This is a genomic window from Streptomyces sp. PCS3-D2, from assembly GCF_000612545.2.
Taxonomy (GTDB): domain Bacteria; phylum Actinomycetota; class Actinomycetes; order Streptomycetales; family Streptomycetaceae; genus Streptomyces.
Genome location: NZ_CP097800.1, coordinates 481,990 through 508,564 on the forward strand (window position 1 = coordinate 481,990; position 26,575 = coordinate 508,564).

At 70.6% G+C, this 26,575-nt stretch carries 23 protein-coding genes and 1 pseudogene; 13 read left to right on the plus strand and 11 right to left on the minus strand.

The features are described 5' to 3' along the window. Positions 1-4 precede the first annotated feature (4 nt). From AW27_RS01905 to AW27_RS01925, 5 genes are all read left to right on the plus strand, one after another. Positions 5-2,560: a galactose oxidase family protein gene (locus tag AW27_RS01905; RefSeq protein ID WP_236647479.1), complete on the plus strand. Its 2,556-nt coding sequence runs from the start codon at positions 5-7 to the stop codon at positions 2,558-2,560. Positions 2,561-2,747: 187 nt separating this feature from the next. After that, positions 2,748-3,470 carry a TetR-like C-terminal domain-containing protein gene (locus AW27_RS01910; RefSeq protein ID WP_052030131.1) on the plus strand — a complete coding sequence of 241 codons (723 nt, stop codon included), beginning with the start codon at positions 2,748-2,750 and terminating at the stop codon, positions 3,468-3,470. 1 nt (position 3,471) lies between these two features. Continuing rightward, positions 3,472-4,623 carry an MAB_1171c family putative transporter gene (locus AW27_RS01915; protein ID WP_037917104.1) on the plus strand — a complete coding sequence of 384 codons (1,152 nt, stop codon included), beginning with the start codon at positions 3,472-3,474 and terminating at the stop codon, positions 4,621-4,623. Between the two features lie 303 nt (positions 4,624-4,926). Continuing rightward, the gene (locus AW27_RS01920) at positions 4,927-5,379 is read left to right on the plus strand and encodes a helix-turn-helix domain-containing protein (protein WP_037917099.1); all 453 of its coding nucleotides are present in this window, start codon (positions 4,927-4,929) and stop codon (positions 5,377-5,379) included. After that, a complete protein-coding gene (locus AW27_RS01925) occupies positions 5,376-5,957 on the plus strand; it encodes a toxin (protein ID WP_037917096.1) in 582 nt (193 codons plus the stop codon). The genes AW27_RS01920 and AW27_RS01925 overlap by 4 nt, the downstream gene beginning before the upstream one ends. A 10-nt stretch (positions 5,958-5,967) precedes the next feature. On the opposite strand, the gene AW27_RS01930 is transcribed toward AW27_RS01925, so the two are convergent. The 5 genes from AW27_RS01930 to AW27_RS01950 form a co-directional block, all read right to left on the minus strand. Continuing rightward, positions 5,968-9,339: an aminotransferase class I/II-fold pyridoxal phosphate-dependent enzyme gene (locus AW27_RS01930; protein WP_052030235.1), complete on the minus strand. Its 3,372-nt coding sequence runs from the start codon at positions 9,337-9,339 to the stop codon at positions 5,968-5,970. Further along, positions 9,336-10,274, minus strand: a complete 939-nt coding sequence (locus tag AW27_RS01935) for an NAD-dependent epimerase/dehydratase family protein (protein ID WP_037917092.1) — start codon at positions 10,272-10,274, stop codon at positions 9,336-9,338. The genes AW27_RS01930 and AW27_RS01935 overlap by 4 nt, the downstream gene beginning before the upstream one ends. A 220-nt stretch (positions 10,275-10,494) precedes the next feature. Further along, positions 10,495-11,391 carry a geranyl diphosphate 2-C-methyltransferase gene (locus tag AW27_RS01940; RefSeq protein ID WP_078555939.1) on the minus strand — a complete coding sequence of 299 codons (897 nt, stop codon included), beginning with the start codon at positions 11,389-11,391 and terminating at the stop codon, positions 10,495-10,497. A gap of 2 nt (positions 11,392-11,393) precedes the next feature. Then, complete coding sequence (locus AW27_RS01945; protein WP_037917087.1) at positions 11,394-12,785, minus strand: family 2 encapsulin nanocompartment cargo protein terpene cyclase; 1,392 nt, start codon at positions 12,783-12,785, stop codon at positions 11,394-11,396. Between the two features lie 94 nt (positions 12,786-12,879). Next, positions 12,880-14,292 (minus strand): family 2B encapsulin nanocompartment shell protein, encoded by a 1,413-nt coding sequence (locus AW27_RS01950; RefSeq protein ID WP_037917085.1) that lies wholly within the window; start codon positions 14,290-14,292, stop codon positions 12,880-12,882. A 425-nt stretch (positions 14,293-14,717) separates the two neighbouring features. Here AW27_RS01950 and thpR point away from each other — a divergent pair, with 425 nt between their 5' ends. Further along, positions 14,718-15,320, plus strand: a complete 603-nt coding sequence (gene thpR / locus AW27_RS01955) for an RNA 2',3'-cyclic phosphodiesterase (protein ID WP_037917083.1) — start codon at positions 14,718-14,720, stop codon at positions 15,318-15,320. An 828-nt stretch (positions 15,321-16,148) separates the two neighbouring features. On the opposite strand, the gene AW27_RS01960 is transcribed toward thpR, so the two are convergent. Beyond that, positions 16,149-17,402 carry an IS256 family transposase gene (locus AW27_RS01960; RefSeq protein ID WP_106967512.1) on the minus strand — a complete coding sequence of 418 codons (1,254 nt, stop codon included), beginning with the start codon at positions 17,400-17,402 and terminating at the stop codon, positions 16,149-16,151. A gap of 1,475 nt (positions 17,403-18,877) precedes the next feature. Between AW27_RS01960 and AW27_RS01965 the strand changes: the two genes are divergently transcribed. The 3 genes and pseudogenes from AW27_RS01965 to AW27_RS01975 all read left to right on the plus strand — a co-directional run. After that, positions 18,878-19,006 carry a hypothetical protein gene (locus tag AW27_RS01965; protein WP_269084412.1) on the plus strand — a complete coding sequence of 43 codons (129 nt, stop codon included), beginning with the start codon at positions 18,878-18,880 and terminating at the stop codon, positions 19,004-19,006. 747 nt (positions 19,007-19,753) lie between these two features. Next, a complete protein-coding gene (locus AW27_RS01970) occupies positions 19,754-20,128 on the plus strand; it encodes a hypothetical protein (RefSeq protein WP_037917081.1) in 375 nt (124 codons plus the stop codon). 155 nt (positions 20,129-20,283) lie between these two features. Then, positions 20,284-21,044 (plus strand): annotated as a pseudogene (locus AW27_RS01975) (transposase); the annotation flags it as partial. A 109-nt stretch (positions 21,045-21,153) separates the two neighbouring features. On the opposite strand, the gene AW27_RS01980 reads toward AW27_RS01975, so the two are convergent. After that, entirely contained in the window at positions 21,154-21,774 is a 621-nt protein-coding gene (locus AW27_RS01980) for a TetR/AcrR family transcriptional regulator (RefSeq protein ID WP_052030130.1), read from the minus strand. Beyond that, entirely contained in the window at positions 21,767-22,117 is a 351-nt protein-coding gene (locus tag AW27_RS01985) for a darcynin family protein (RefSeq protein WP_052030129.1), read from the minus strand. Before AW27_RS01985 ends, AW27_RS01980 begins: the two co-directional genes overlap by 8 nt. A gap of 93 nt (positions 22,118-22,210) precedes the next feature. On the opposite strand from AW27_RS01985, the gene AW27_RS01990 reads away from it, so the two are divergent. Next, positions 22,211-22,939 (plus strand): SDR family NAD(P)-dependent oxidoreductase, encoded by a 729-nt coding sequence (locus tag AW27_RS01990; RefSeq protein ID WP_037917079.1) that lies wholly within the window; start codon positions 22,211-22,213, stop codon positions 22,937-22,939. 336 nt (positions 22,940-23,275) lie between these two features. Further along, positions 23,276-23,431: a DUF6131 family protein gene (locus tag AW27_RS01995; protein WP_172671261.1), complete on the plus strand. Its 156-nt coding sequence runs from the start codon at positions 23,276-23,278 to the stop codon at positions 23,429-23,431. A gap of 23 nt (positions 23,432-23,454) precedes the next feature. Here AW27_RS01995 and AW27_RS02000 read toward each other — a convergent pair whose 3' ends face one another. Beyond that, positions 23,455-23,841 carry a VOC family protein gene (locus AW27_RS02000; RefSeq protein WP_037917078.1) on the minus strand — a complete coding sequence of 129 codons (387 nt, stop codon included), beginning with the start codon at positions 23,839-23,841 and terminating at the stop codon, positions 23,455-23,457. Between the two features lie 31 nt (positions 23,842-23,872). Next, positions 23,873-25,093 (minus strand): FUSC family protein, encoded by a 1,221-nt coding sequence (locus AW27_RS02005; RefSeq protein ID WP_037917076.1) that lies wholly within the window; start codon positions 25,091-25,093, stop codon positions 23,873-23,875. 136 nt (positions 25,094-25,229) lie between these two features. Here AW27_RS02005 and AW27_RS02010 point away from each other — a divergent pair, with 136 nt between their 5' ends. Next, positions 25,230-25,415, plus strand: a complete 186-nt coding sequence (locus AW27_RS02010; protein ID WP_037917075.1) for a hypothetical protein — start codon at positions 25,230-25,232, stop codon at positions 25,413-25,415. 58 nt (positions 25,416-25,473) lie between these two features. Here AW27_RS02010 and AW27_RS02015 read toward each other — a convergent pair whose 3' ends face one another. After that, positions 25,474-25,839 (minus strand): hypothetical protein, encoded by a 366-nt coding sequence (locus AW27_RS02015; RefSeq protein ID WP_037918362.1) that lies wholly within the window; start codon positions 25,837-25,839, stop codon positions 25,474-25,476. A gap of 120 nt (positions 25,840-25,959) precedes the next feature. Between AW27_RS02015 and AW27_RS02020 the strand changes: the two genes are divergently transcribed. After that, on the plus strand, positions 25,960-26,517 hold the full coding sequence (locus tag AW27_RS02020) for a SixA phosphatase family protein (RefSeq protein WP_037917073.1): 558 nt from the start codon (positions 25,960-25,962) through the stop codon (positions 26,515-26,517). The last annotated feature ends 58 nt before the right edge of the window (positions 26,518-26,575 follow it).

Consider the following 26,575-nt stretch of genomic DNA (forward strand, 5'->3'; position numbering starts at 1 on the left):
CAGATTGCAGCCCAGGCGCTCCTTCGCGCTCCCCGGCCCGTTACGCCGCTCCCACCTGCTCATAGCCTTCGCCCTCGGCTCCCTGCTGATCGGCCTGACGCCCTGGCTCGGCGTCACGAGCACCGCAGCGGCCGGCCGCGCACCGGGGCCGCGGGCCGCGCCCGTGCCCACCGACCAGCAGGCGGCGGTGCAGTCGCCGCACCACGGCGTCGCGCCGGCGAACGCCATGGAGCCCACCGCCCCCGTCCTCGACCGGGCCGGGTGGACGGCGAGCGCGAGCGACGAGGAGACCACCGGCGAGAACGGCCGCGCCGCCAACGTCCTCGACGGCGACGCCACCACCATCTGGCACAGCAAGTGGACCGGCACCCCCGCGCCCCTGCCGCACAGCATCACCATCGACATGCACCGCACCGCGGTCGTCTCCGCCCTCGTCTATCGGCCGCGTGCGAACGGGCCGAACGGGCGCGTCGGCGAGTACGGCATCAGCGTGAGCGCCGACGGCCGGAACTGGGGCACCCCCGTCGCCACCGGCACGCTCGCGGACGACGCCACCACCAAGACCCTCGGCTTCGCCCCGACGGGCACCCGGTTCGTACGACTGACGGCGACGACCGAGGCGGGCAACCGCGGGCCCTGGACCTCGGCCGCGGAAATCAACCTGCTGGGCGACCCGGGCACCCCCGAAGCCACCGTCGACCTGTCCCGGGCCGGGTGGACGGCGAGCGCGAGCGACGAGGAGACCACCGGCGAGAACGGCCGCGCCGCCAACGTCCTCGACGGGAACGCCACCACCATCTGGCACAGCAAGTGGACCGGCACCCCCGCGCCCCTGCCGCACAGCATCACCATCGACATGCACCGCACCGCGGTCGTCTCCGCCCTCGTCTACCAGCCCCGCGCCGACGGCCCCAACGGGCGTGCCGGCTCATACACCGTGGCGACCAGTACCGACGGCACCTCCTTCGGCGCCGCGGTGGCATCCGGCACCTGGCGGGACGACGACACCGTCAAGACCGCCACCTTCATCCGTGCCGAGCAGGCCCGGTACGTACGTCTCACCGTGACCGCCGAGGCGGGCGGCCGGGGTCCCTGGACCTCGGCGGCGGAGATACGCCTGAGCGGGCCGGCCAACCCCGCCGTACACGGTTCCTGGGGCCGGATCATCGGCTTCCCCCTGGTCCCGGTGGCCACCGCCGCCCTGCCCGGGGACAAGCTGCTCGCCTGGTCCGCGTACGCCGTCGACCGCTTCGGCGGCAGCAACGGCTACACCCAGACGGCGATCTTGGACCTGAAGACGGGCAGGGTCACCCAGCGCCGCATCGACAACACCGGCCACGACATGTTCTGCCCCGGCATAGCGATGCTGGCCGACGGCCGGGTGCTGGTCACGGGCGGCAGCAACGCGGAGAAGGCCAGCATCTACGACCCGGCCTCCGACTCCTGGTCCGCGACCACCAGCATGAACATCGCCCGCGGCTACCAGGCCATGACACTGCTCTCCACCGGCGAGGCCTTCGTCCTCGGCGGCTCCTGGAGCGGGAACGCGAGCACCGACAAGGCCGGTGAGGTCTGGTCGCCCGACACCCGCACCTGGCGGAGGCTTCCCGGCGTTCCCGCCTCCCCGGCGCTGACGGCCGATCCGGCCGGGCCGTACCGCGCCGACAACCACATGTGGCTGCACGCCGTTTCGGGCGGCAAGGTGCTCCAGGTCGGCCCGAGCAAGCAGATGAACTGGATCTCCACCAGCGGCCAGGGCAGCATCACGCCGGCCGGCACCCGGGCCGACAGCCAGGACGCCATGACCGGCAACGCCGTTCCGTACGACATCGGCAAACTGGTCACGCTGGGCGGTTCTCCGGCCTACCAGGACTCCCCCGCCACGCGGCGGGCGTACACCGTGGGCATCTCGGGCAGCCAGGTCCAGGCGGCACGCACCGGGGACATGGAGCACCCCCGTGCGTTCGGCAACAGCGTCGTGCTGCCCGACGGCAAGGTGGCGGTCTTCGGCGGCCAGGCCTATCCGGTGCCGTTCAGCGATGCGACCTCGGTCCTGACGCCCGAGCTCTGGGATCCGGCGACCGGCAGGTTCACCCCGCTGGCCTCCATGGCCGTCCCGCGCAATTACCACAGCGTGGCCAACCTGCTGCCCGACGGCCGGGTCTTCTCCGGCGGCGGCGGCCTGTGCGGCGACTGCGCCACCAACCACCCCGACGGAGCCGTCTTCACTCCGCCCTACCTGCTGAACGCCGACGGTTCGCCGAAGCCGCGGCCGGTGATTACCGGGGGCGTGCCTCCCCGGACGTCGCCCGGCACGCAGCTGACGGTGAGCACCGGGTCGTCCGTGGCCTCCTTCGTCCTGATGCGGGCCTCGGCCGCGACCCACTCCACCGACAACGACCAGCGGCGGGTACCGCTCGTGTCCACGCCGGCGGGGGCGGGCTCGTACACGGTATCCATCCCTGCGGACACCGGTGTGGTGCTGCCGGGGACGTACATGCTGTTCGCCCTCGACGCCCAAGGGGTGCCGAGCATCGGCCGGTTCGTCACCGTCTCCTGAACCGGTGGGCGGTGGCGGAGGTCCGACTCCGCCCACCCGCCGCCGGTGACCGGCCCACGCACCGAGGCCGGGACGGGTGACGCGTACCGGCCTTCCGTGCCCCCCTCCGTGGCCGAATCACGGCGGGGGGCACGGGTGTTCGGGTGACCGGGCTCCTCACACGGCCGTCCACGGGTACGGTTCCGGCATGGACGTTTCCACAACCCATCCGAGCGACGACGTGGCTCCGGCCGCGGTGGTCAAGCACGCCGCACGCCGGCAACTGGCCGAACTGGGGGCGTCGGGCCTGTCCCTGGACGGCGTGGCCCGCGAGAGCGGTCTCGCCGTCGCCGATGTGCAAGCGGTCTTCCCGCACCGGGACGACCTGCTGACCGCGCTCGTCATCGACGCCTACGACGCGTCCGGTTCCGCGATGGAGCGGGCCGACCGGGCCGCCGCGGACGCCGGTGCCACGGGGGGCGCCCGGCTCCTCGCGGCGGCCCGGGCACTGCGGCAGTGGTCCTTCGCGCACCCCGCCGAGTTCACCCTGATCTACGGCTCGCCCGTGCCTGGCTACCACGCCCCGCAGGACACCGTCCCGCCCGCCTCGCGCACCCCCGCGGTGCTCGCCGGCATCCTGCGATCCGCACTGGCGGCCGGCGAACTCGTCCCGCCCCGCCGGACGCTGCCGGGCGGGCTGCTGCGACCGGAGGCCCTGGAGCTCTTCGGCGGTGCGCCCGAGGCCCCCTTCGCGGACGTCGTCGAGCGCGGCATCGTGCTGTGGAGCAGCCTGATCGGCCTGCTGGCGTTCCAGGTCTTCAGCCGTACGCACGACAGCGTCCTCGACGAGGCCGCCTACTTCGACCACGCCGTCGCGGTGGCGGCCGAGACCGTCGGACTTGAGGTCCCGGTGGGCGAGGGCGACCGCTGACGTGAACGCCATCCGGACCCTCTGCTTCGCGACAGCGGCGCTCTCCTCCTACGCCGCGCTCTTCTACCGCCTGTCCCAGGCCCGGCGCAGCTGGCGGGACGGCGCCTACCGGGCACTGATCGCCACCCTGCTGCTGCAGTGCCTCACCTTCACCATGGGAGCCGTCGCCATGGGTGGTGGAAGCTTCCTGGGCGTCGGCAACCTGGCCATCCTCATCATGCACCTGGCCGCCGTGGCCTTCTGCGTCGCGGCGCAGATCATCCTGCTGCGATGGGCTGCCACGGACGAGGCCGCGGCCCGTGGGACACGGTACTGGCTCGTCACCGGCATCGTCCTCGACGTGCTGCTGACGGCCCTGTTCTTCCTGGCGGACGGACCCGGACGGCCCACCTCCGACTTCGACGGGACCAGCAGGCCGCTGCTGCTCACCTACCTCCTGGTCTTCGTCGTGTCCCAGGCGGTGCCGTGCGTGACGATCTACCGGCAGTGCGGCCCGTACGCGCGGATGACGGACAACGCCTCGCTGCGGCAGGCGCTGCGGATGCTCTCCGTCGCCGCCGTGGTGCTGTTCCTGTACTGCACGGCCCGTACGGTCAACATCCTGACCGCGGCGACCGGGGTGGACATCGGCGCCTGGAAGCTCGCCTCGAACGTCTTCAGCGCGACGGGCATCGTGATCCTCTCGCTCAGTCTGATCAACTCCTTGTGGGGGCCGCCCGTTTCCCGGCTCAAGGAGTGGGCCCGCAGCTACCGCGCCTACCGGGCGCTGCATCCGCTGTGGCGGGACCTCTACGAGTCCTCGCCGGACATCGCGCTGGAACCCCCGGGGGCGTCTGTCTCCGACCTCAACTACCGGCTGCACCGCCGGGTGGTCGAAATCCGTGACGGGTGGCGGGACTTGCGCCCGTACATCGACCGGGAGACGAACACCGCCGACGGGGCGAACGGGGAGGCGGGCGAGGAGCTGCGACAGGCGTTCGCGGAAGCGGCGCAGATCAGGCAGGCCCTCCAGGCCAAGCGGACCGGGACGGTCCCCGATCACAGCAAGGACGCGGGCGACTTCGACGACCGCGACACGGACAACTTCGTGGCGGAAGTAGCCTGGCTCACCCAGGTTGCCGCCGCCTACAGTAAGCTCGGTAAGGCGAGTTGAGAGCTCCCGCCCGGTTTGCATCCCCCGTCAAACCGGGCGGGCACTCCCGTTCCCCCGTGTTTCATCGGGCCGGACGGGTGGCTTCCGCCCGGACTGGCCCGGCCCATCCCCCGAGGGCCGGGCCAGTCCGATTCTCCGCAGCAGCAACCCGACCCCGTTTCCCCCGTGAGTCGCGTTAGCTGACAGCTATCGGCGAGACCCAACGTTGGCGGAGTCCCGGCCAATTGTCAACTGACCGCTATTCTGGGAAACTGACGTATAGCCACGGGCTATGCCGAGGAGGTGACGGGAGGAAGGTTCACCATGACGGAGACCGAGACCGGGGGCGATGACCGGCCCCTGCTCGCAGTGCGTCTCGACGACCTGTTCAAGACGGTTCGCCCGAAGGGCCGGCACTGGACCAACGCCGAGGTGGCGGAGGAACTGAAGCGGGCCAACCCCGAACTCAAGGCCGGGGGTGTGTATCTGTCGCAGCTGCGGACCGGCAAGCGCTCCAATCCCTCGCCCGACCTCCTGGCCGCCCTCGCCCGCTTCTTCGGCGTATCGGTCGCCTACTTCTTCGACGACAAGGTGGCCGAGTCCGTCCTCAGCGAGGTCGCCGCGATCGAGGCGCTGCGGCAGTCCGGGGTCCGGGCGGTGGCGATGCGGGCGGCCGGGATGAAGAAGGAGAACCTCCAGGCCATCACGGCCATCATGGACCAGTACCGGCAGTTGCAGGGCCTGCCGCCGGTCGACGACCCGTCCGGCCCCGAATGAGGGGCGCCAGGAAGGAGCGGTCGGCGGACCAGGATCGCCGCAGCCGCCTCAAGAAGCTCCGGAAGGCCGGTGCGCAGCGGATCGCCGAACTCGACCTGCCGAAGGCGACCGACGTGGCCGAGCTGTGCCGCCACCTCGGTGAGGCACGGGGCCGCCCCATCCTCCTGGTCCCGATGCAGATGCCTGCGACGCATCCGTGCGGCATGTGGGTCGCCGCCCGCGACGAGGACCTCATCTTCTACGACGCCAACACCACCAGCGCGCATCAGGAGCACATCATCTTGCACGAGCTGGGCCACATCATCTGCTGCCATCGCGGGGCCGGCGGGCTGGACGAGACGGCCGCCCGTCTGCTCTTCCCCAACCTCGACCCCGAACTCGTACGCGACATGCTCCTGCGGGCCGCCTACGACGACGTGCAGGAGCAGGAGGCGGAGATCATCGCCTACCTGCTCTCCCAGCGGATGGGCGCCACCGGCGAAGGACGGGATCGGACGGCCTCCGCCGGGGAGGCGGAAGCCGCCGGCGATCCGGGCACGAGTGCCATGCTCCACCGCATCGAACGCACCTTGTTCTGACGTGGCCCGGTCACACCGCGGCGCTCGCCGCCACCTCCTCGGCCAGCACGGCGACCGCCCGGCGGATGTCGTCCCGGCGGTGTTCGGACGTGAGGAAGAACCGCAGCCTCGCCTGTCCCTCCTCCACGGCGGGATGGAAGATCGGATCGGCGATGACCCCGCGGGCGAACAGCTGGTCCGCGACGTGCAGGGTCCGCGCCGAGCCGCCGAGGACGACCGGGACGATGGGGGTGTCCGCGCTGGCGCCGGTCGGCAGGCCGGCCGCCGCGGCCAGTCCGAGGAACAGCTCGGCGTTCGCCCTCAGGGTGCGCACCCGGTGCGGTTCCGCGGCGATCAACTCGAGGGCGGCCAGTGCGGCGGCCGCGTTCGCCGGGGTCAGGCCCACGCTGTAGACGAAGCCCGGAAGGGTGTGCCGCAGCCAGCGGACCATACGGGCCGATCCACCCAGGTAACCGCCGCAACTGGCCAAGGACTTGGAGAGGGTGCCCATCCACACGTCCACGTCGGAGCGGTCCGCGCCGAAGAACTCGCCCACGCCGCGGCCGCGCTCGCCGACGGTGCCCATGCTGTGCGCCTCGTCGACCATCAGCAGGGCGCCGTAGCGCTTCTTCAGCTCGATGAACGCGGGCAGGTCCGCCAGGTCGCCGTCCATGCTGTAGGCACCCTCCACCACGATCAGCACCCGTCGGAAACGGGACCGGTTGACTCTCAGGAGGTGTTCCAGGTCGCCGCGGTCGTTGTGGGCGAAGGGTCTGCGCGCCGCCCCGGACAGGGCGCATCCCTGGAGGATGCTGTCGTGGGCCAGCGCGTCATGCAGGACGAGGTCCCCGGCCCCGACGAGGTGCCCGATCGCGGTGACGTTGGTGGCATGGCCGCTGACCAGGGTGAGGCAGTCCCCGACGCCGAGGAAGGCGGCCAGGGAGCGTTCGAGACGGACCGTCAGCTCCCGTTCACCCGAGAGCGGACGGCTCGCGGAGACGGAGGTCCCGTACCGTTCCACGGCCCGGTGCGCGGCTTCGTTGACCGCCGGATGGCCCGACATCCCCAGGTAGTTGTAGGAGCCGAAGGAGAGGTACGAGCGGTCGCCGATCACCGTGGTGTCGCGGACGGTGCCCTCGTGGACGCGGAAGTACGGGAAGCCGGACCCGCCGGCGGTGACCGAGGCCAGGCGCTCCTCGAAGAGGGAGACCTCCGGGAAGTCGTCGACAGTGGTGGAATCTCGGCGCCACTCGGCCGGCCGCGCCTCGCGGGAGGGGCCGCCGGAAGCCGCCGGCCGGGCGCGGCCCGGATCGATCAGCGCGATCAGGGCACCGACGGTGAGTTCGGGCGCGAACAGGTCCTCGGTGCGGAATCCGGGCGCGCGCCTGGCGATGTTGACCGCCAGTTCCTGGAGCATGAGGGAGTCGAACCCGAGGCCGGCCACCAGCGCCATGTCCTCGCCGAGGTCCTCGCGGGGGAACACCCCGGTCCGCGACACCTCCTCGAACACGATGGACACGGCGTCCTCGCGGGGCGCGGGGGACGGAGCCGGCGCCCGGGACGGCGCCGCCACGGCCGGCTCGGCGGCCGCGCCCACCGCCGGCGGGGACCCGGCAGGCTCCGCCGGGGTGTCCAGCGCGCGCGCCGCGTCGTCCACGACCCAGTGGCGGCGGGGTGCGAGCGGACTGGGAGGCAGGGTGCACGGGGGTGTGCGCCGGGCCGCGGAGGCTTCGGCGGGCATCGGCGCGGGCCCGGGCTCCACAGCGCGTCCGGCCTCCAGCGCCGCGGCCTCCGCGATCAGGCGGGCGGCGGCATCGGCGGGGTCCCGGGCCGACAGCGCGAGGTGCTCCTGCAGGGGTGCCCGCCGGGCCAGGGTGTCCGCGACCTGGGCCAGCGGCGGCCGGTCCTCGGTGAGCGACCTCGCCACGTCCCTGGCGTACCGGGCCAGTCCGGCCCGGTCGCGCGCGGTGAGGACCAGTTCGCGGGGCCCCTCGGGTGGCACCGGGCGGACCGCCGGCCCAGCGTGCTCCTCCAGAACCAGGTGGACGCCGGTGCCGCCGAAGCCGAAGGCGCTCACCCCGGCCCGGCGGGGCAGGTCGCTCCCGGGCCACGCGACCGGTGCCGTCGCGACGGTCAGTCGAGCGTCGTCGAGGACGGTGGTGTCGGCGAGGGCGAAGTCCGGCTGCGGCGGGATCACCCCCCGCTGCACGGCCAGGACCGACTTGATCAGTCCGGCCAGGCCCGCCGAGTTGAGCGAGTGCCCGACGACCGCCTTCACCGCGCCGAGGTGGGCGGGGGCCGCGGCCTCACCGCGCAGTTCGCGCAGGACCGCGAGTTCGACGGGGTCCCCGACGGTCGTCCCGGTGCCGTGCGCCTCCAGGTAGCCCACCTCGCCCGGGGGCAGGCCCGCGTCGCGGTAGGCCCGGCGCAGGGCCCTGAGCTGGCCGCCCGCCTGCGGGTGCATGCCGCCCTGGACGGTCCCGTCGTTGGCCGTCCCCACACCGCGGATCACCGCGTAGACCCGGTCGCCGGCCGACAGGGCGTCGGCCAGTGGCCGCAGCACCAGCACCCCGGCGCCCTCCCCGAGGACGAATCCGTCGGCGTCGGTACCGAAGGGCAGGCATCTGCCGCTGCGCGAGATGGCACCGATCCGACACAGTCCCACCAGCAGGTCCGGGGTGAGGACCAGCTGGGCGCCACCTGCGATCGCGATGCGGGACCGGCCCGCGCGCAGCGCGTGGACCGCGTTGGCGACGGCCATGAGCCCGCCGGAGCAGGCGGCGTCCAGGGCGTAGCTCTCGCCGTGCAGGTCGAAGACCGAGCTGATCGTGTTGGGCCCCATGTTGAGGAGGAGCCCAGCCACGGAGGTGCCGTGCAGACCTTGGACGGCGCGTACGGCCTCCGTCCCGGAGTCCGTCGCCCTCGCCCCGAACTCACCTCCGGCCAGCTGGCGCATCCGTATCCGCATGGTGCTCAGCTCGCGGTAGCCGCTCTCGGTGAGGGCGGTGATCACCGAGGTCTCTTCGCGGTCGAAGCCGTCGGCCTCCCAGCCCGCGTCCTGGACCGCCTCACGGGTCAGGTCGATCAGCAGCCGGTGCTGGGGATCCATCGCCGCGGCCCGGCGCGGCGGGATGCCGTAGTGCGCCGCGTCGAAGTGGCCCACGTCCGGCAGCACGGCCATGGTGTCGGTGTAGGTGGACGACGTGTCGCGGAAGTCGCCGCTGAGAAAGGCCGCACTGCGCCAGCGCGTGTCGGGGATGGTGGAGAACTGCGGTCGCGGGTCCGTCAGCAGCCGCCAGTACTCGTTCAGGTTCCGGGCTCCCGGGAACCGGCAGGCCATTCCCACGACTGCTATCGCCGCGTGCCCCTCCCCCGGGCTCCGCGCCCCCGTCACGGAGGTCATCGGGCGGCCGATCGCGCACGCCACCAGTCGACGGTGGCCGTGACCTGTTCGGCGACGGGGGTGGCCCGCACCGCGAAAGCCTCCTCGTAGGCAGTCGCATCAACCACGAAGGGGCGGTCGAACTGGTAGCGGATCTCTCCCAGTTCACGCATGAGCGGCGAGAAGAGCCCCGCAAGCGACAGTGCGGCCGACGGGATCCTGCGCACCACCGCCGGCCCGCTCCCCGACTCCGCGGCGAGCCGGTCGGCCATCTCCCGTACGGACCGGGGAGGTTCGGTGGGAATGTGCCAGGGACGCCCCCAGGCCCGCTCCTCGCCCGCGACCTCGGCCATCGCCGCGGCCACGTCGGGAAGGTAGGTCCAGCTGTGCGGGGCGTCCGGATCTCCCAGCGTGGCGACCGGCTTGCCGCGCAGCAGCGCCGGTACGACCCGTCCGGCGAGGTGGCCCCCGGTGGTGACGCCCGGGCCGAAGAAGTCGCTGGCCCGCACCTCGACCGCCCTGATGCGGCCCTGCTCGTGCAGGGTCCGCACCTGTTCCCACGCGGCGGCGCGGACCCGGCCCTTGGGGCCGGTCGCGGCGAGCGGGAGTTCCTCGGTCAGGGGGCCGTCCACCGGCCCGTAGCCGTAGAGGTTGCCCAGCATGACCAGGACGGCACCGGTGGCCTCGGCCGCGGCGCAGACCGACGCGACGAGCGGCGGCCATGCGCGCACCCAGCGGTGGTAGGGGGGTGCGGCGCAGTGGTGGATCGCCGTCGCGCCCCGTGCGGCGGCGATCAGCCGCTCCCGGTCCGCCGCGTCGAACGCGACGTGTTCGAGCCCCGGTTCCGGGCTTCTGCCCGACCTGGTGACGACGCGTACGGAATGTCCCTGCTCTGCCAGCAAACGGGCGGTGGCGGCGCCTGCGGGTCCGAAACCCACGACCACATGAAGACTCACGCGCGCACCCTAGCGCGAGTCCGGATCGATCTCTTCCGAGTTTGGCCGGTACCGGACGGTCCCGGACCGGGACGGGCCCGGAACAGGTACGGGATCGGCAAGGCGCCGCTGCGGGCCCGGACCGACGGCGCCCGGGATCCGCCGGACGCGGTTGGCCAGGACCCGACCCGTCGTGCCGGGCCGGACCCGTCGTCACGGGCCCGGCCGTCCCCGTTCGGCGTCAGACGCGATCGGCGGCGATCAGCACGTACTGGAAGGAGCCGTCCCTGTAGGAGTTGATGAACGCCTCCTCGATGCCCGTGACCAGAGACGACGTGGCGCGCAGCTCCCAGTACGGCAGGGTCTCGGGGGTCAGGTCGATCACGACTTGCGGCACGAGACGGTTGTCGGCCATGGCCCGCATGTACTCACGGCGGGAGTGGATGTTGCACTCGAAGTGGGCATTGATCTGGGAGACCCACTTCGAGGGCTGGCCGTAACGCGGGTTCCAGCAACCGGTGATGGTCACGTAGCGGCCGCCGACCGCGAGGACGCGGGAGTGCTCGGCGAACAGGTCGTGCAGGTCGACGTACATGCTGGACTCGTTGTTCCAGGAGGCGGCGGCCTGTCCCGTCTCGAACGGCGTGTTGAGCATGTTGCAGACGCGGGCGTGGACGGAGTCCTCGATACCCAGCTCGCGGGCGCGCTGGTTGGCGAAGTCGGCCTGCTTGGCCGACAGGGTGACGCCCTCGACCTTGCATCCGAAACGCTGGTGGGCCATGACCATCGAACCGCCGCGGCCGCAGCCGGCGTCCACGAGCGTGTCGTCGCGGCCGATGGCGCCCAGGTGGTTCAGCAGGACGTCCGCCTGCGCGGACTCCAGGCGGTGGAGCTCGGCGATCAGCTTCTTCTCGTATGCGCTGTCGCCGGAGTCCCCGAGGGCCGCGTGGTCGATGTCACCGATGCCGTAGTGGTGGTGGTAGAGACCGTCGACATCTCCGAGGCGGAGGTTCACCGGCCGCGCCTCGTGGTCCCAGTAGCGGGCGATGTCGCCCTGGTAGGGCGTCGCCGGGGAGGGAATGAAGGCGGACGTGGGGGCTGCAACGGTGAAATCGGTGCTAGTCACAGAGGGATCCATCCTTACCAGAAATCGGGCAGGCTGTAGCGGTAGGTGTTGGTCTGGTGCCAGTAGTGGTTGCCGTCGACCCAGGCGGCCACGCCCCGCAGGAAGCGCAGCATGCGTGGATCGGGGCAGGAGGCGGCCAGTTCCGCGGCCGCGGCTTCGAAGGCGTGCATGAGGTCGTTGTGGACCTCCACCGCCTTCAGGTAGGCCTCCTTGTCGGACAGGCCCTCCCGTGCCGCGATGACCACCGGCAGGTTCAGGTGCAGGCCGGGGCTTTCGAGTTCCTTGGTGTAGGAGTACAGGTCGTTGGCGAGGGTGGTGGCGTTGCCGGCGAGCGCGATCACCCGCTGCGTGGCGGGCATGGCGTGGAGATCGGCCGGGAGTTCGTAGCCGCCCACGGTGTCGGTGATGGTGGGACAGGGGCGGAAGTTGTTGAACTGGCGCATCGCCAGGTACTCGGACACCTCGGGGACGTACTTCGTCTCGGCCCATGCGGCCTCGGCGAGGTACCCCAGGTGCAGCCGGGCCATGTCGTGCCGGTACCGGTCGGCCTGCGACGGGGTCGCCGCCCGGGTGAAGTACTCCATGGCCGAGCGGTAGGAGCGCCGCGGGGCGTCCGAGAGGAGTGACTGCGCCCAGGCCGGCTGGTACTCCGCGGTCGTGTGGACCGGGTCCAGAGCGGTGTGCGCCAGCAGAAGCCTTCCTCCTAGTCCGACGGGCGATCCACCGTGGTCCTCGCAGTAGCAGTCGTCGACCACGTTCTCGGCGACCATCAGCCGGGTGGCGATCATGAGGTGGTCGACGGTCGGGGCGTCCGGGTGGCAGGCGACCATGTAACGGCCCACGGAGAAGCCGTCGAACTGGTCCTCCCACTCCGGCGGGTAGGCCTCGACCTCGTCCACGGCCCAGCGCTTGATCCGGCGGCTGACCTCCTCGACCCGGACGGGGTCGGGTTCCGGGACCTGGTGGTGGTAGAGGCCGGGGACCGGCCTGCCCTCCGCGGCGGGCCGCGGAGCGGGCACGTCGGCCACCGCAGGCGGGCTGGCGGTCGGTGCCGGGCGCGGCGTGAAGAACAGCCCCGCCGTACCCACACCGCTGGGACCGCGCATGATCCGCTCCAGGGCGGGGTTCGGTGTTGCCGGCGCGGCGGCGGCCTCCCGCACCGGCGCGGCGACCAGGTCGCCCCCGGGTCCTTCAGTGGTTCCTTCGCCGGGTACGGGCAACGGCCCGGGAACGGCAACGGGGTGGGAAGGCCGGGTCGCCGGCCCGAAGGGCAGCGGCGGCCCGGTCGGCAGCGCGGGCTTGCCTCCGGTGACGGGGTCGGCGCCCCGGCCGTGACCGTGGGTTCCGAAGCGGGCCGCGGCGGCAGGCAGGCTCGACTGCGCAGGGGAAGGCCCGGGAACGGGCATCCGTGGCTCCTAGGTGATGGGGGTGGGCGGTGCGGGACCCTCCCGGGCACGGTCGGCCGGCCCGGGAGGGTCCGGGCTGCTGGCGGCCGGGCCGTCAGTCGCGCCGGCGGCCGATCTGGACGTTTTCCATCACCCCGAGCGCGTCGGGCACCAGGATGGCGGCGGAGTAGTAGGTGGTGACCAGGTACGAGATGATCGCCTGCTCGCTGATGCCCATGAAGCGCACGGACAGGCCCGGCTCGTACTCCTCCGGAAGTCCGGTCTGGTGCAGGCCGATGACGCCCTGGTTGTCCTCGCCCGTGCGCATGGCGAGGATGGAGCTGGTGTTCTCCTTGCTGATGGGGATCTTGCTGCACGGGAGGATCGGTACCCCGCGCCAGGCCGGAACCTGCTGGCCGCCGAGGTCGACGTGGTCCGGGTAGAGACCGCGGGCGTTGAACTCCCGCCCGATCGCCGCGATGGTCCGGGGGTGGGCGAAGAAGAACTTGGTGCCGCGGCGGCGGCAGAGCAGTTCGTCCATGTCGTCCGGGGTGGGCGGCCCGGAGTGGGTCTGGATGCGCTGCTTGAAGTCGGCGTTGTGCAGGAGCCCGAACTCCCGGTTGTTGACGAGTTCGTGCTCCTGGCGCTCGCGCAGCGCCTCGATGGTGAGTCGGAGCTGCTCCTCGGTCTGGTTGTGCGGGCCGTTGTAGAGGTCGGCGACACGCGTGTGGACCCGGAGCACGGTCTGGGCGATGGAGAGTTCGTACTCGCGCGGCTTGAGTTCGTAGTCGACGAAGGTGCCGGGGAGCGCGGCTTCGCCGGTGTGGCCGGCGGACATCGCGATCTCGGCCTCGCCGTGCTTGTTCTGCCGCTGGTGCGGGAGCGAGCCGAACCGCTCGACGTGGGCCCGGAGGTTCGGTGCCGCGTCGAGGACGGCGCCAAAGTCGGCGCGGGAGAGGGTGAGCAGGGTGCCGGAGGTCTCGGCGGTGGCCGTGTAGTCGGCCGTCGCGTCCGCGTCCAGCAGCGCGTTCTCACCGAAACGGTCGCCGTCAGCCAGTACCGAGACGGCGATGGCGTCGCCGTACTTGCCGACCGAGGTCTGGCTGACGCGGCCGTGGGCGATCAGGTGGATCCGGTCGGCGACGGCCCCGCGCTCGATCAGCACCTCGCCGGCGCGGAAGTCACGCTGGACGCACCGGTCGGCGAGCGTGACCAGCACCTGCTCGTCCTCGAAGCCGCGCAGCATGGCGAGTTCGCCGAGTTCGCGCGGGATCACCCGGACGTCCGCCCCGTCCTGGACGAACTCGATGCGGCCGTCGCCGACGGTGTAGGTGAGGCGGCGGTTGACACGGTAGGTGCCGCCCTTGGTCTCCACCCAGGGGAGCGTCTTCAGGAGCCACCTGGAGGTGATCTCCTGCATCTGCGGGGCGGACTTGGTCGTGGTGGCAAGGTTGCGGGCGGCCGCCGTGCCCAGACTGGTCTGCCGGATCGGCTCCAGCTGCGCCTCTGGGCTGGTGTCCACGGTCATCGCGCAGGGCTCTCCTTCGTGCGGGCGGTGATCGGCGCACGCGTGTGCACGTCACCATTGAAAGAAGAAAAATAGGGTGAATACCCGGGCAATCCCTCTAGATCCGCAAGCACACTAACGGCCCATGGAGCGGATGCCCCATGGAGGGACGGGGGGATTACCTCGATTCGGTGATCTTGAGCCGCGCCGTGTTTGATCAATGCCTCAGCGGTTCCGGACACGTGCGCCGTGCACTTTCCGCCAAGAACACGGCGGAATGTCAACTTCCTCATCAGTCATGCCGGTTGTCCGGCCGGCCGAACGGCATACGGGCGTCCTCCCCGCCCCGGGTACGCTCCCCGGCCGGGCGGCGGACCCCCGCGGACGGCCCCCGCGGAGGGGCGGAAAGGTGACCGCAGCGCGGGTCGTGCGGTACGAAGATTCCTGTGAAGGAACAGATCCGGCCCTCGACCGTGCGCGTGTTCATCGCGCTCGCCCCGCCCGACGACGCCAAAGAGGAGCTCGCGCGGGCGCTGCGGCCCGCCTACGCGGCGTACCCGGGCCTGCGGTGGAACCGCATCGAGGACTGGCACATCACCCTGGCGTTCCTCGGCGAGCTCCCGGTGGGAACCGTGCCGCTGCTGCGGCCCCCGCTCGCGCAGCTGGCCGCGACCCGCCAAGGCCTCGACCTGGCGCTGAGCGGTGGCGGACACTTCGACGAGCGGGTCCTGTGGAGCGGGGTCGGCGGGGACGTCGAAGGCCTGCAGGTACTGGCCTCCGAGGTGCGCGCCGTGGTCAGGGCATGCGGTGTCCCCTTCGAGGACCGGCCGCTGCGCCCCCATCTCACACTGGCCCGGACCCGCCGCAACGATCCCGCGTGCGTGGTGGAGGCCGCCGCCGGACTGGCCGCGTTCTCCGGTCGCCGGTGGCGGACCGCACGCCTGCACCTGGTCGGCAGCAACATCGGCCGCGGCCCGGGCCCGATCCACTACCGCGACATCGAGGCCTGGAGCTTCCACCACGGCGACCGAGGCCGCGCCGGAACGTGATGCGGCCCCGCGGGGGTGCCCCTCTCCCGCGGCGTCGTCACCGCCCACCTCCAGCGCCATCCAGCCGTGTCAGCGGTCATCCAATTCCCCACGTCCGGCGGGTCCGACGTCAGCCAATTCGCCACCCTCGTGGTCACGTTTCCCCAAGGGGGCGGTGGCCGTGGTCGGCAGATGATCGTCCGCGGTTCCGGACTTGCGTTCCCCGTTTCGGATGGTTTGGCCGCCGCGTCGTCTTCTCTTTCGATTCCTCTGGTCTTCCCATGGCCATGCCGGAGCCGGGTTGAGGGACCTGACCATCTCGGAGTTGCAGTCGTCCCTCGGCCTACGGGCCGAGAGGTCAACGGACACGCGGGATGGCAAGGAGAACATTCACCGTGGTCGACATCGTCGAGATCTACGTCCACTGGTATACGGGCCGCTCGAAGAGCCGGGTCGGGGCATCGTTCCGCCGGCGGCCTGGAAAATCGGTTCCGGGCTCTGATGGACCTGTGTGACGACACTCCGCTGTTCGATCTGCGTATCCGCTCCGAGCACCGAGGGCGGGGCCTCGGAGGACAGGCCCCGACCTGGCTCACCAGGTACGTGTTCACCGAGTTTCCGCAGGTCCAGCGGATCGAGGGCACCACTCGTCAGGACAACATAGCGATGCGCCGCGCTTTTCAAGGATGCGGTTACGCAAAGAAAGCGCACTATCACGACGCCTGGCCGACGACCGACGGCGAAGTTTGAGACGCCGTCGGGTATGCGATTCTGCGACGTGACTGGCTCTCCGGCAAAACAACGGTTCCTGACTGGAACGACGAGCGCATCCTTGGAGGTGGCGTTTGATCAGGCTGCCGCGGTCTCTTCGCGCTCAACCAGGATGCCGCTCTCGAAGCGGGCGCCGTTGCGGACGAGGGCGACAAGGTGCGGTGCGGTGACCGCCCGCCAACGCTCCTGCACGGACTCAACAAGCTTGAACACCATCGCCAGTGCCGCGGCCGGGCTGCCGGCCCCGCGGGTGACCTTGGTTCTCAACTTCACGGTACTGAAGGTGCTCTCGATGGGATTTGTCGTGCGCAGGTGCACCCAGTGCTCGGCGGGGAAGGCGTAGAACGCGAGAAGCTCGTCGGCCTCGCCGGTGATCTTCTTGGTCGCTTTCGGCCACTTCGCTCCATAGGCGCGCTCGAAGTCCTTGATCGCCTTCTCGGCGTGATCGCGGTCCTCGGCGTTGTAGATCTCCTGCAGGGCTTTATTCGCGCCGGGCTGACCTGACTTAGGCAGCGCGTTCATGACATTGCGGACCTTGTGAACCCAGCACCTCTGGTGCCTGGCCTGCGGAAACACCTCCGCGAGGGCTCTCCACAGGTCCATCGCACCGTCACTGACGACGAGTTCGGGATCGCGCATGCCGCGTCGGCCACAGTCACGCAACAGATCCGCCCACGACTCGGTCGATTCACGCAGCCCCTCGGCCAGCGCGATGAGTTCCTTGCGGCCGTCGGGGCGCACGCCCATGAGGACCAGGACGCAGGAGTGGGCCTGGCCGAGGCGGACCTTGGGGTGGACACCGTCGGCCCACACATAGACGTAGTCGGAATCCGACAGGTCACGGGTCTGGAAGGCGGTGTGGTCGTCGGTCCACTGCTTCGTCAGCCGGGTCACCGTCGCCGGCGAGAGGCCGGCCGAGGAACCCAGGAACTGCTCCATCGCGGGCACGAAGTCCCCGAAGGTCAGTCCGTGGAGGTAAAGCAGGGGCAGGACCTCGCTGATCTTCGGGGACTTGCGGCACCACGGCGCGAGGATCTTTGAGGAGAACCGCTTGCGCTCACCGGTCTCCACATCGACGCGCCTGTCGTTCACGCGGGGCGCCTTCACCGCGAGCGGCCCGGCAGCGGTGCTCACCGTCCGTTCACGATGATGGCCGTTGCGGACCACCAGACGACGGCCGACCTCGTCCCGCTCACCAGCCAGCTCGGCTATGTACTGGTTGACTTCGGCCTCCAAGGCCGCGGCAAGCATCCGCCGGGCACCCTCGCGAACGATGTCGTCCATCAGGGATCCGGACTCGATGGTTCCGTCGTTGTTGACGACGCTGAGCACGGGCGTACCTTCCCAACCCGCGATGCAACGCGGGTCTCCTCGGTGACCATCAATCGATCAATCGGGAAGGCTAGCCCTCCGCATTCCGCGAGGCACCCGATCTAATTCATGACTCTCCCCCTCCCGAGACCCATCCACAGGTCTTGAGCATTGCTCCAGGCGAGGTGTACGCATTTACTGCGGCGATACCAGAAGGGCCGGGTGGGCGATGACGATTGAACCGGTGACGGAACTCGGAAGTGGGGGCGCGCTTCGGCTTCCGCGCGCCCGGGTGGTGTCGCTGTGCCCCTCCGGCCACGTACTGCTGCGGTCGACCGGTACTTGACGGGTGTGGGCACCGACGGCACCTCCACCCCGATGCTGCTGGCCCGCTCCCGCCACGTCTCCGTCCGCTCCCTCAAGGGGTGTATGCGCTGGTCATCGTCCACCAGGCGATCAAGGCCAGAACGCGTTCCCACAGACCACCCCTGGTCCGAGGGGCAGACTCCAACGCCCAACTACCCCATCGACACTGAGGCCGGAGATCAATGACGGGACAGCCCTTGGTCGAACGAGGGTCGTGTTCGGGTGATCGTCGCCCGGTCGGTGCACGACGGCAGGACCTCTGACACGTGATCGGCCGCCACGGGTGCTCTCGGGGCTGCGCGGCCGGCCGTCAACGGCCGCGAAAAGGGCGAATATCGGCGCTCCCTCGACGTGTACCGGACCCCGAGCCACGGGCACCGCGTTCGCAACGGTATGGACGGTGCGGCAGCGCCCGTGGCGGTGACTGATCGTGTTCAGTCAAGGGTGGAGAGCGCCAGGGTGGGGACCGCCTTGGGGAAAGTGGTAGCCGTACGCGGGGAAACGATTTCGGCCGCTGTCAGGCGGCCGTAGTTGAATCACTCGCACACCCCCTGCACTCCCTCCGAGCCGCGGGCGATGTGCGCCTTCCGTAGCTCGAGACCAGCCCGCGGCGGCTGGCAGGTCCGTTCGGTGTGCACTGCGAAACTCTGGGCTGATCGCAGTGTGCAAGAAGGAACTCGTCTTCCTTCGATTTTGATCTTAGGTTCGGAGGCACCTGCACAGGCCGTGTCTGCTCGAGTTGACCACTCCGCGCAGTCGGTACGCGATGTGCACGAACGTGAAAACGGGAGGAACTCATGAAGCGAATTACACGTGTTCTGGGGATGGGAGCTGCCGTGGCCGCAACCGTGATAGCTACGGCAACCTCGGCCCAGGCTGGCACCATATACAGCGCTTCCGGGAGGGCATACAAGCCGTCGTCCGGCGCTGTGATCTCGTGCACCAACCGTGTCTCCATGTGGAGTCAGAACGGTCGAGTGTATGCCTCTGCCACGCAGAACTGCGAGCGGCCAGTCGCCATCAGTCGGCCCACTGTTGCCCTGTCGGGTAACAACGGACGGACATTCGCCTCGAAGGGCAAGGCGTGTCGGATGGCCAAGACGTGCACGACGGACAAAGTATCTGTCCCGATGACCAACAACTGGACCTACCGGGCTTCGAACTCCGGCACGGCGTCCGCCACGATCCTTGCCGGCGAGGGCGAACTTTCCTGGCCCGCGAGCTCCGTGGCCCACCTCACGTTGATCGCGCCCTTCTAAACCAGCACGAAGTCAACCTGCGGCTGCGGGCGCGGCACACGGGTCCGGCTCCGACACGGGCCACGCAGCGATAATCCCGGCCGCAGGCCCGACGGCACGGTGCGGCGCGCCGCCGTGCAGGTTGCCCGGTCGACGCCGACGCCCTGGCCGTGCGCGGGGTGACACCCCCGCCGTCAACGCCACACCGGTCGAGGAAGGCCACCCAGGAGAGCCGCAGCAGTTTACTTCGCCGGTGCTCAGCCAGCTGAGGTCCGGCATGTCCTCGGGGTGGAGCAGCAGTGTGTTGCGTGGTCCTCCGGAGACCATCTCGACGCCTTCGTCGTCCATCGACGGTCCGCCCGGGTAGGCCGGGATGAAGCTGTCCTGGTCCTGGCTGGGCACGAGCGGTGTGCCGGTCGGGTCGGGGTCGACTGCGTAGAAGCCGCGCGGCATCGTGGCTGGCGCCCTGCGTACCCCGTCGACGGGCAGTCCGTCACGGGCCGGGCGCTGGGGCACCTCATCGATCTGGTGGAGGTCTGCTGTCAGCCGAACGCCGCACGAAGCACAGTGAAAGATCGTCATCGGCATATGAGATACATGAGTTGCCTGGCTCGTGCCAACGAGTTTTGCCTCGCATTGAGGTTCGAGGTCCCTGACACTAGTCCCCTGGGGGCGAGTGCCCCTGCCGGTAAGATGCGGCTCTCACGTCGTTGGCAGGGTCGTATGCACGCGTGGGATGGGGCCCGTTGGCCTCAATGAGGGGGTTCTGTGGGTCTGGCCGAGCGGCCGTCGGCGGCGTGGGAGGTTGCCGACCTGGTGGTTCAGCAGCTGCTTGTCGTGCCGAATCCCCTGGCTGCGTGGGACAGTGACACGTTCTGGGTCTCGGTGTGGGATTCGGACCCACGCCGGGTCCTTGTCTCCCTCTGGGTTCCGCAGGTGAACGCGGAACCGTCCGTTCAGCTGATGGTCGGTTTCGAGGTGACCGATCAAAGCCCCGAGCTCCAGAGCGAACGCATCGTCGCTGCCCTGCGGCGCCCTCACCCCCTGAACGGCGCGGTGGTTTGTGCCGGCGATCGGGAGGGCGCCGAAGCATACGGGTATGTCTGGCCAGCGTCGCCTGTAGAGACCTCCACCCCAGCCTGAACGACCACACGACTAACTTGATCCTTAACGTGCGTGGTCGAACGGTGCGTCGTACGTGATCACTTGGTTCGGTAACCGCCCTGCATGGAAGCGGCCTTCGTCTGAACATGTGCTCCGACCAAGGAACACACATGTCCAGCACGGAGGCCGTGGGGATGAGTCTGCTGCATCACGATGCCCGCCGAGAGCCGCTGGTGGAACTGTCACGCTTCCGAGACGAGTTCTACTCCTGTCTCGCCGCTCGTTCGGATGCTCTGTTCGAGCTGGCGGATGCGGTTCTGTGCGGTGACGGTCCGGTGAGATCGCTGGCCGAGCTGTCGCTGGTGCGCGAACACCGCCGCGGACACGGGGCCTCTACGCCGCGCTGGCCCAGGGCCGAGTCGACGCCGAACGAATGCGGCGGACCTTGGCCTCGGTGCCGCTGCCGCGAGCTGCTGACGGTCGGCTGGTCCTGGCCGTCGACGTCGCCTGCTGGCTGCGGCCCGACGCCCACACCTCACCAGAGCGCATCCTGTGCCACACCTACGGCCGGGGCAAGGACCAGCACATCCCCGTCCCCGGCTGGCCCTACTCGATCATCTGCGCGCTTGAGCCCGGCCGCAGCTCGTGGACCGCGCCGCTGGACGCGCTGCGTGTCGCCCCCGGGGACGACACGGCCACCGTCACCGCCCGGCAGCTGCGCGACCTGGTCGAGCGGCTTCTCACCGCAGGCCAGTGGCAGAGCGGGGACCCGGACGTCCTCATCATCGCGGAAGCCGGATACGACGCACCCCGCCTCGCCTTTCTGCTGAAGGACCTGCCGGTGCAAACGTGTCTCGCCGGAACGGGGGCGCAGGGACAACGGGCACCTCGACAGCAACGTCGGACGGCGGAACCACCCGAGCATGCCCGTCGACCCTGCTGCCACACCGGGAAACTCCAAGATCCCCAACAGAGTCAAGTTGGAATCCGATGGTCGATGCGCGATGTCGGCTGAGGATGCGCGATTCCGGGGCTCGGTGCGCGTTTGCTACCGTTCGCGGCCGTCACTCTCGATCTCTTGCGGCGTTTTCGGGCAGTGGTCCGGAACCGCTGGGAGCGACCACGAGCGCGGCGAGTTCCGCGGCGAGATCGGACGGGACGGGGTCGCCGGTAACGAGCAGTCTGAGGTAGATCGGACCGAGCACGACCTCGACGGCCAGGGCCACGCCCGTCACGCGCAGCCGCCCCTGTTCCTCGGCGCGTCGCAGCACCTCGTGCAGGATCTCCCGCCGCTCTCGCTCCACCTCGCGCAGAGCGGCGGCGAGCTCCGGCGATCTGGGCAGTTCACTGACCAGTCCGGCAATGACCCGCCCCAGAGGTGTGCCGGTGAGAAGCCGGATCGTGTTGGACAGCACGGTCACGAGATCCGCCAGGGGATCGGCGGTGTCGGGGGCTTCGGGGTTGGCCTGGGCGAAAGCCTCCCGGACCGCAGCCGCGATCAGCTCCGTACGATCCTTCCACCGTCGGTAGACCGTGGGCCGGGAGACGCCCGCGCGGGCGGCCACCGCGTCGACCGACACGCCGGCCGCCCCGCCCTCCGCCAGCAGTTCGACAGTCGCTCGCAGGATGCGTCCCGAGGCTTCGCTGCTGCGCGGGCGGCCCGGCGCGGACGTCCGCTCAGCCACCGGCCACCACCGGCCCGCGGGCGGCGACGGACCTGTCGTACGCGGCGAATCCTTCCTCGATCCCCATCGCGACCTGCCTCACCTCCACATACGGCACGGAGAACAGGTCGGTGTCCCGGACCCCTTCCCAGAACATGTAGTAGGCAGAGAGGTCCTCGGTCTCCACGAACAGGATGTCGCTGTACTCGGCACAGAACGCCTCCGCGTCGAACCAGCGCAGCCTGATCCCCTCGGCGCCGTCGGCCAGCGCCTTGACCGTCTCCCAGACGGCGGCGCGTTGCGCACGCTCCAGCCGGAGCCAGGCGGGCTGGAACCGCAGCATGTTCATCACGATGTACGTCACGGCGCTTCTTCTCCTTCACGGGATCTCACCGAACCGCGGAGGAATAGATTACAGTACTGCTTCGTAATGTAAATCGACGAAGGAGGTTCAGCCGTGCCGGCAGGACTGACTGTGATCACTGGCGGCACCGCGGGCGTGGGACTGGCCCTGGCGCGCCGACTCGCCCATCAGGGTGAGCAGGTCGTCGTCTGTGGGCGGGACCGGACCCGCGTGGCAGCAGCCAACGCCAGACCGGGCATCGAAGCCCTGCGGTGCGACCTCACGGTGGAGAGTGACATCGCCTCCCTGGCGGCAGAGCTGCACGCACGAGGAGGCATCCGACTGCTGGTCAACAACGCGGCCGTGCAGTTCGGATACCGAGTCGCCGAGCATGACCGCGACGACGTGCTCCGCGACGTGGACACGGAAATCGGCACGAATCTCACCGGCCCGGTCAAGCTCACCGCACTGGTCCTGCCACTGATGCTGCCCGGCAGCACCATCGTGAACATCACCTCGGCCCTGGCCCTGACGCCCAAGCGCAGCGCGCCCCTGTACTGCGCCACCAAGGCCGCACTGCGCAGCTACACCACCGCCCTGCGCTACCAGCTCGCCGACGACGAACGCGGTATCCGGGTGGTGGAGGCGATGCTGCCCCTGGTGGACACAGCCATGACGGCCGGCCGGGGCAGCGGCAAGATCAGCCCGGAACACGCCGCCAGGGAACTACTGGAGGGCCTCGACCGCAACCGCTCCGTCGTCCACGTGGGCAGGATCCGCGCCCTGGTAGCCCTTCACCGCCTGTCCCCCGCACTCGCGGCACGCCTCCTCCGGGACAGCTGACCACCCTTCCCCTGCTGTGGCCAGATGCGTGGCGTGACACGCAAACGAGGCGCACTGCCAGGCGGCCCCGTGGAACACCGGGGCGGCGAACCGGGCTCCACCCGCAGCTAGTTCGCAGCCGGCCCGCCGGCCGCCGACGCGGGGCGGCCGCCCCTGCGCGAAGGAGGCCTGCGGCGCGCCCCGCACCACGCCGGGCAGCGGGGTGCCGTGAGGGCCGCCGCCACGGATCAACCCGCCCTCCGACGCAGCGTCGACGCATGGGGCGAAACAGGCATAAGGTCACGCAACCGTGGTAGACGCCCTGCGTACCGGTTCTCCGGGAACCAGGAGGTAGTCATGATCGTTCTGGGCGTCATCCTGCTGATCATCGGCTTCGTCACGGGGATATCGATCCTCTGGACGATCGGCGTGATCCTCGTCGTCGTCGGCTTGGTGCTCTGGCTGCTGGGTGCGGTCGGGCACGCCGTGGGAGGCCGCAAGCACTACTACTGACGCCGGGCCTCCTGGCCCCGCGCTCAGGGGCGGTGGCGCAGTGGATGGTCCTCCGGGACCTCCACGACCGCGATCCGCACGCCGTCGGGGTCGGCGATCCACATTTCGATCAGTCCCCACGGCTCGCGCAGGGGAGGCCGCACCACCTCGGCACCGCGGCTGCTCAGTTCCTCGTACGCCGTCTGCGCGTCGGCGACTTGGAGCCACAGCCGCAGGCCGGGCGCGGGTGGCGCGTCGGCCCGTCCCGACACCTCGAGGAAGCCGCCGCCGAGGAAGTAGACCGTGCCGCGCTCCGGTCCCGTGCCGAACTCGCGGTACACGGCGAGGCCGAGGGTCTCACCGTAGAACGCACGCGAACGTTCGGGGTCCGTGGGTCGCAGCAGGATCCTGCTGCCCAGTACGTGCACCATGCCCCCACCTTCGCGCATCGCGCGCCCCCCGTCACCCGGGCCGCTCCGCCCGGCCGCGCCCGCGGGTCCAAGCCCGCAGCCGGCTGCGCAGCGGTCCGGTGCGCCGACTGCGGGTGTGCCGGTCGAGTTCCTCCAGCAGGCGCTGCGAGCGCTTCTCCACGCCCAGCTCGTCGAGAACCCGGTCGATCTCGGTGAGCAGCGCTCCGCGCAACTGCCAGTGCCCGGGGTCCGCACGTGCCGAGGCCAGCAGATGGTCCGCGAGCCGGTCGCGGTGTGCGCGGGCCACCGCCAGCTCCCCGGTCAGGCGGGCCTCGGCCTCCTCCGCGTTGGCACTCACCTGGGCGGTGATCAGCTGGGCGAAGCTCTCGACGGCGGTCGCGGTGTGGCGCAGCACCTCGCGCAGCGCGGCGGCGGTCCCCGGCTCGAAGAGCGGGCCGTCCGGGCGGACCTTGGCGAGGTCGGTCACCGTCCGGCAGGCCACGCGGAGCACCACCGCGCAGATCTCCAGGGTGTCCAGGCCGGTCCGCAGCACCAGCCGGAAGAGCAGGCCCTCCTTGACCCGCGGATTGAGCCGGAGGCTGTCCTCCGCCTGCCGCAGGGCGGCGTCGACCTGCGCGATGTCGTTGTCGAGGCGGCGCGCCTCGTGCAGCCGGGCCGCGGCCTGTTCGACCCTGCCCGGGCCCGTGGGCTCCTCGCCGAGGTGGTGCAGCAGGCGGCTCATGCGCCCGGCCAGATCGGTGATCGCGGTGCCCGCCGGCCCGATCCAGAGGGGAGGCGCCAGCAGGAGGTTGACGAGCAGCCCGACCACCGCGCCGATGAGGGTTTCCAGCACCCGGTCCCAGGCGGTGTCCGCCACCTGGGTGACGCCGAGGACGAGCATGGCGCTGATCGCGACCTCGGGGACGAACTCGTCGACCCGCACCAGGTGGCCCACCACCAGCGAGGCCAAGATCAGCAGGCCCAGACTCCACCAGGTGAGACCGACCAGCGCGCTGAAGCCGATGGCGATCAGGACGCCGACGACCACCGAGTTGACCCGGCGGATGCTGGTGGTCAACGTGGAGTAGAGCGTGACCTGGACGACCAGCAGGGCCGTCAGCGGGGCGGTCAGCGGGTTCGGCTCGCTGCTCAGGCGGAGGGCCACGACGTAGCTGATGACGGCCGCGGCGGTGGAGCGCAGGGCCTGGACGGCGACCGGCTCGCGGCGGCGCCGTGCGACACGGGTGGCGATGCTGCTGATCGTTTCCGACATGACTGCGCATCTTCCCAGGCCGTGCCGGAGGACTCGCGCCGGAACGGACGAGTCCGTCCGTGTCGTGGGTGACTGGTGGGGTAGATGGGGAAAGTCCGATGTCCGCGTCGAGCGAAGGTGTGAGGGAGCGACAGCCATGAAGGACACGGAGGACAGGGGTCAGCAGCAGGCCGGAGGCCGTGGGGAGCACGCGCAGGAACACCCCGGCCCGGACCCGGTGCACCCCGAGGCCAGCAAGCCGGTCGCCGGCAAGACCCCGGAGGAGCTGCGCAGGCGGCAGGAGAGCAAGATGTCCCGGCCGCACGACGAGGACGCCGGCTGACGGCGTCCGCCGCGCGGCCGGACGCGGCGCCGACGGGCCTGCGCCGACGGGTCGGCTCTCACGGGCCTTCGTCGTAGGTTCCGGCCTCCACCTCCAGGGCGAGTTCCTGGAGTACCTCGATCGAGGAGACGTCCGTCCGCCCGCCGTCGTGGGCGATCGCGAGACTGGTGAACGCCAGACTGAATCCGGAGACCATGGTGTGCAGGGCCGGGCCGAGTGCCTCGGCCACCAGGGTCGCCACCTGTTGCGGCGTGGCGTCGGCGGGCACGCTGATCGACGGCAGCATTTCGTTCAGGAGCTGTGTGGCCACGCCGGCCGCCGCGGCGTGGCCGTCGGGGTCCTCGCCGGCTTCGGCGGCCCGGCGGATGTCCTGGGCCTCGGTCAGGATGCCGATCACCCGCCTGAGTACGTCTGCGCGTTCCATCCTGCGCAGGGTAGTCCGCCGGGCCGCGGTGCGGGTGCGCGCGCACCGGGCCGACCGCACCATGACCCTGTACGCGCGTACGCGTGGTCCCGTACGCGGACCAGCCGAAGGGAGGGCGCCATGTCCTCGGACACCGGGCCGGGCACGACCGGGAGCCGACTGCTGCTGGTACGCCATGCCAAGGCCGTGCCGAAGGGTGATCCCGCCGAGGACTTCGAGCGCGGCCTGGGCGAGCGCGGCAGGGCCGACGCGCCCCGGACGGGCCGCTGGCTGGCGGAGCACGGCTACAAACCGGACCTGGCGCTGTGCTCGCCGTCGCGCAGGACGCGCCAGACGTGGCAGCTGCTGGTCCCCGCCCTTGCGGACCCGCCGGACGCCGTCTATGACGACAGGCTTTACGACGCGGCACCGAACGCGCTGGTCACCGTACTGGCGGAGCGTGGCGCCGGGCTCGGCTGCCTGGCCCTGGTCGGCCACAACACCGGCATCCACGAGCTGGCCACGGCCCTGTGCGGGAGCGGCCCGGAGGAACTCCTGGAGCAGTTGCGGGACGGTTTCCCGACCGCGGGCGTCGTGGTGGTGGACCTGGAGGGCGGCTGGGCGGGGCTGACCCCCGGCGCGGGACGGCTGACCGCCCTGTGGGCACCGGCTCAGCAGGGCCGTGACCCGGCCCCGTGAGCGCGCCCGGCTCGATCGGGTCGCGGCGTCCGCCGCGGGGAGCTCCGCCGACTGCGGC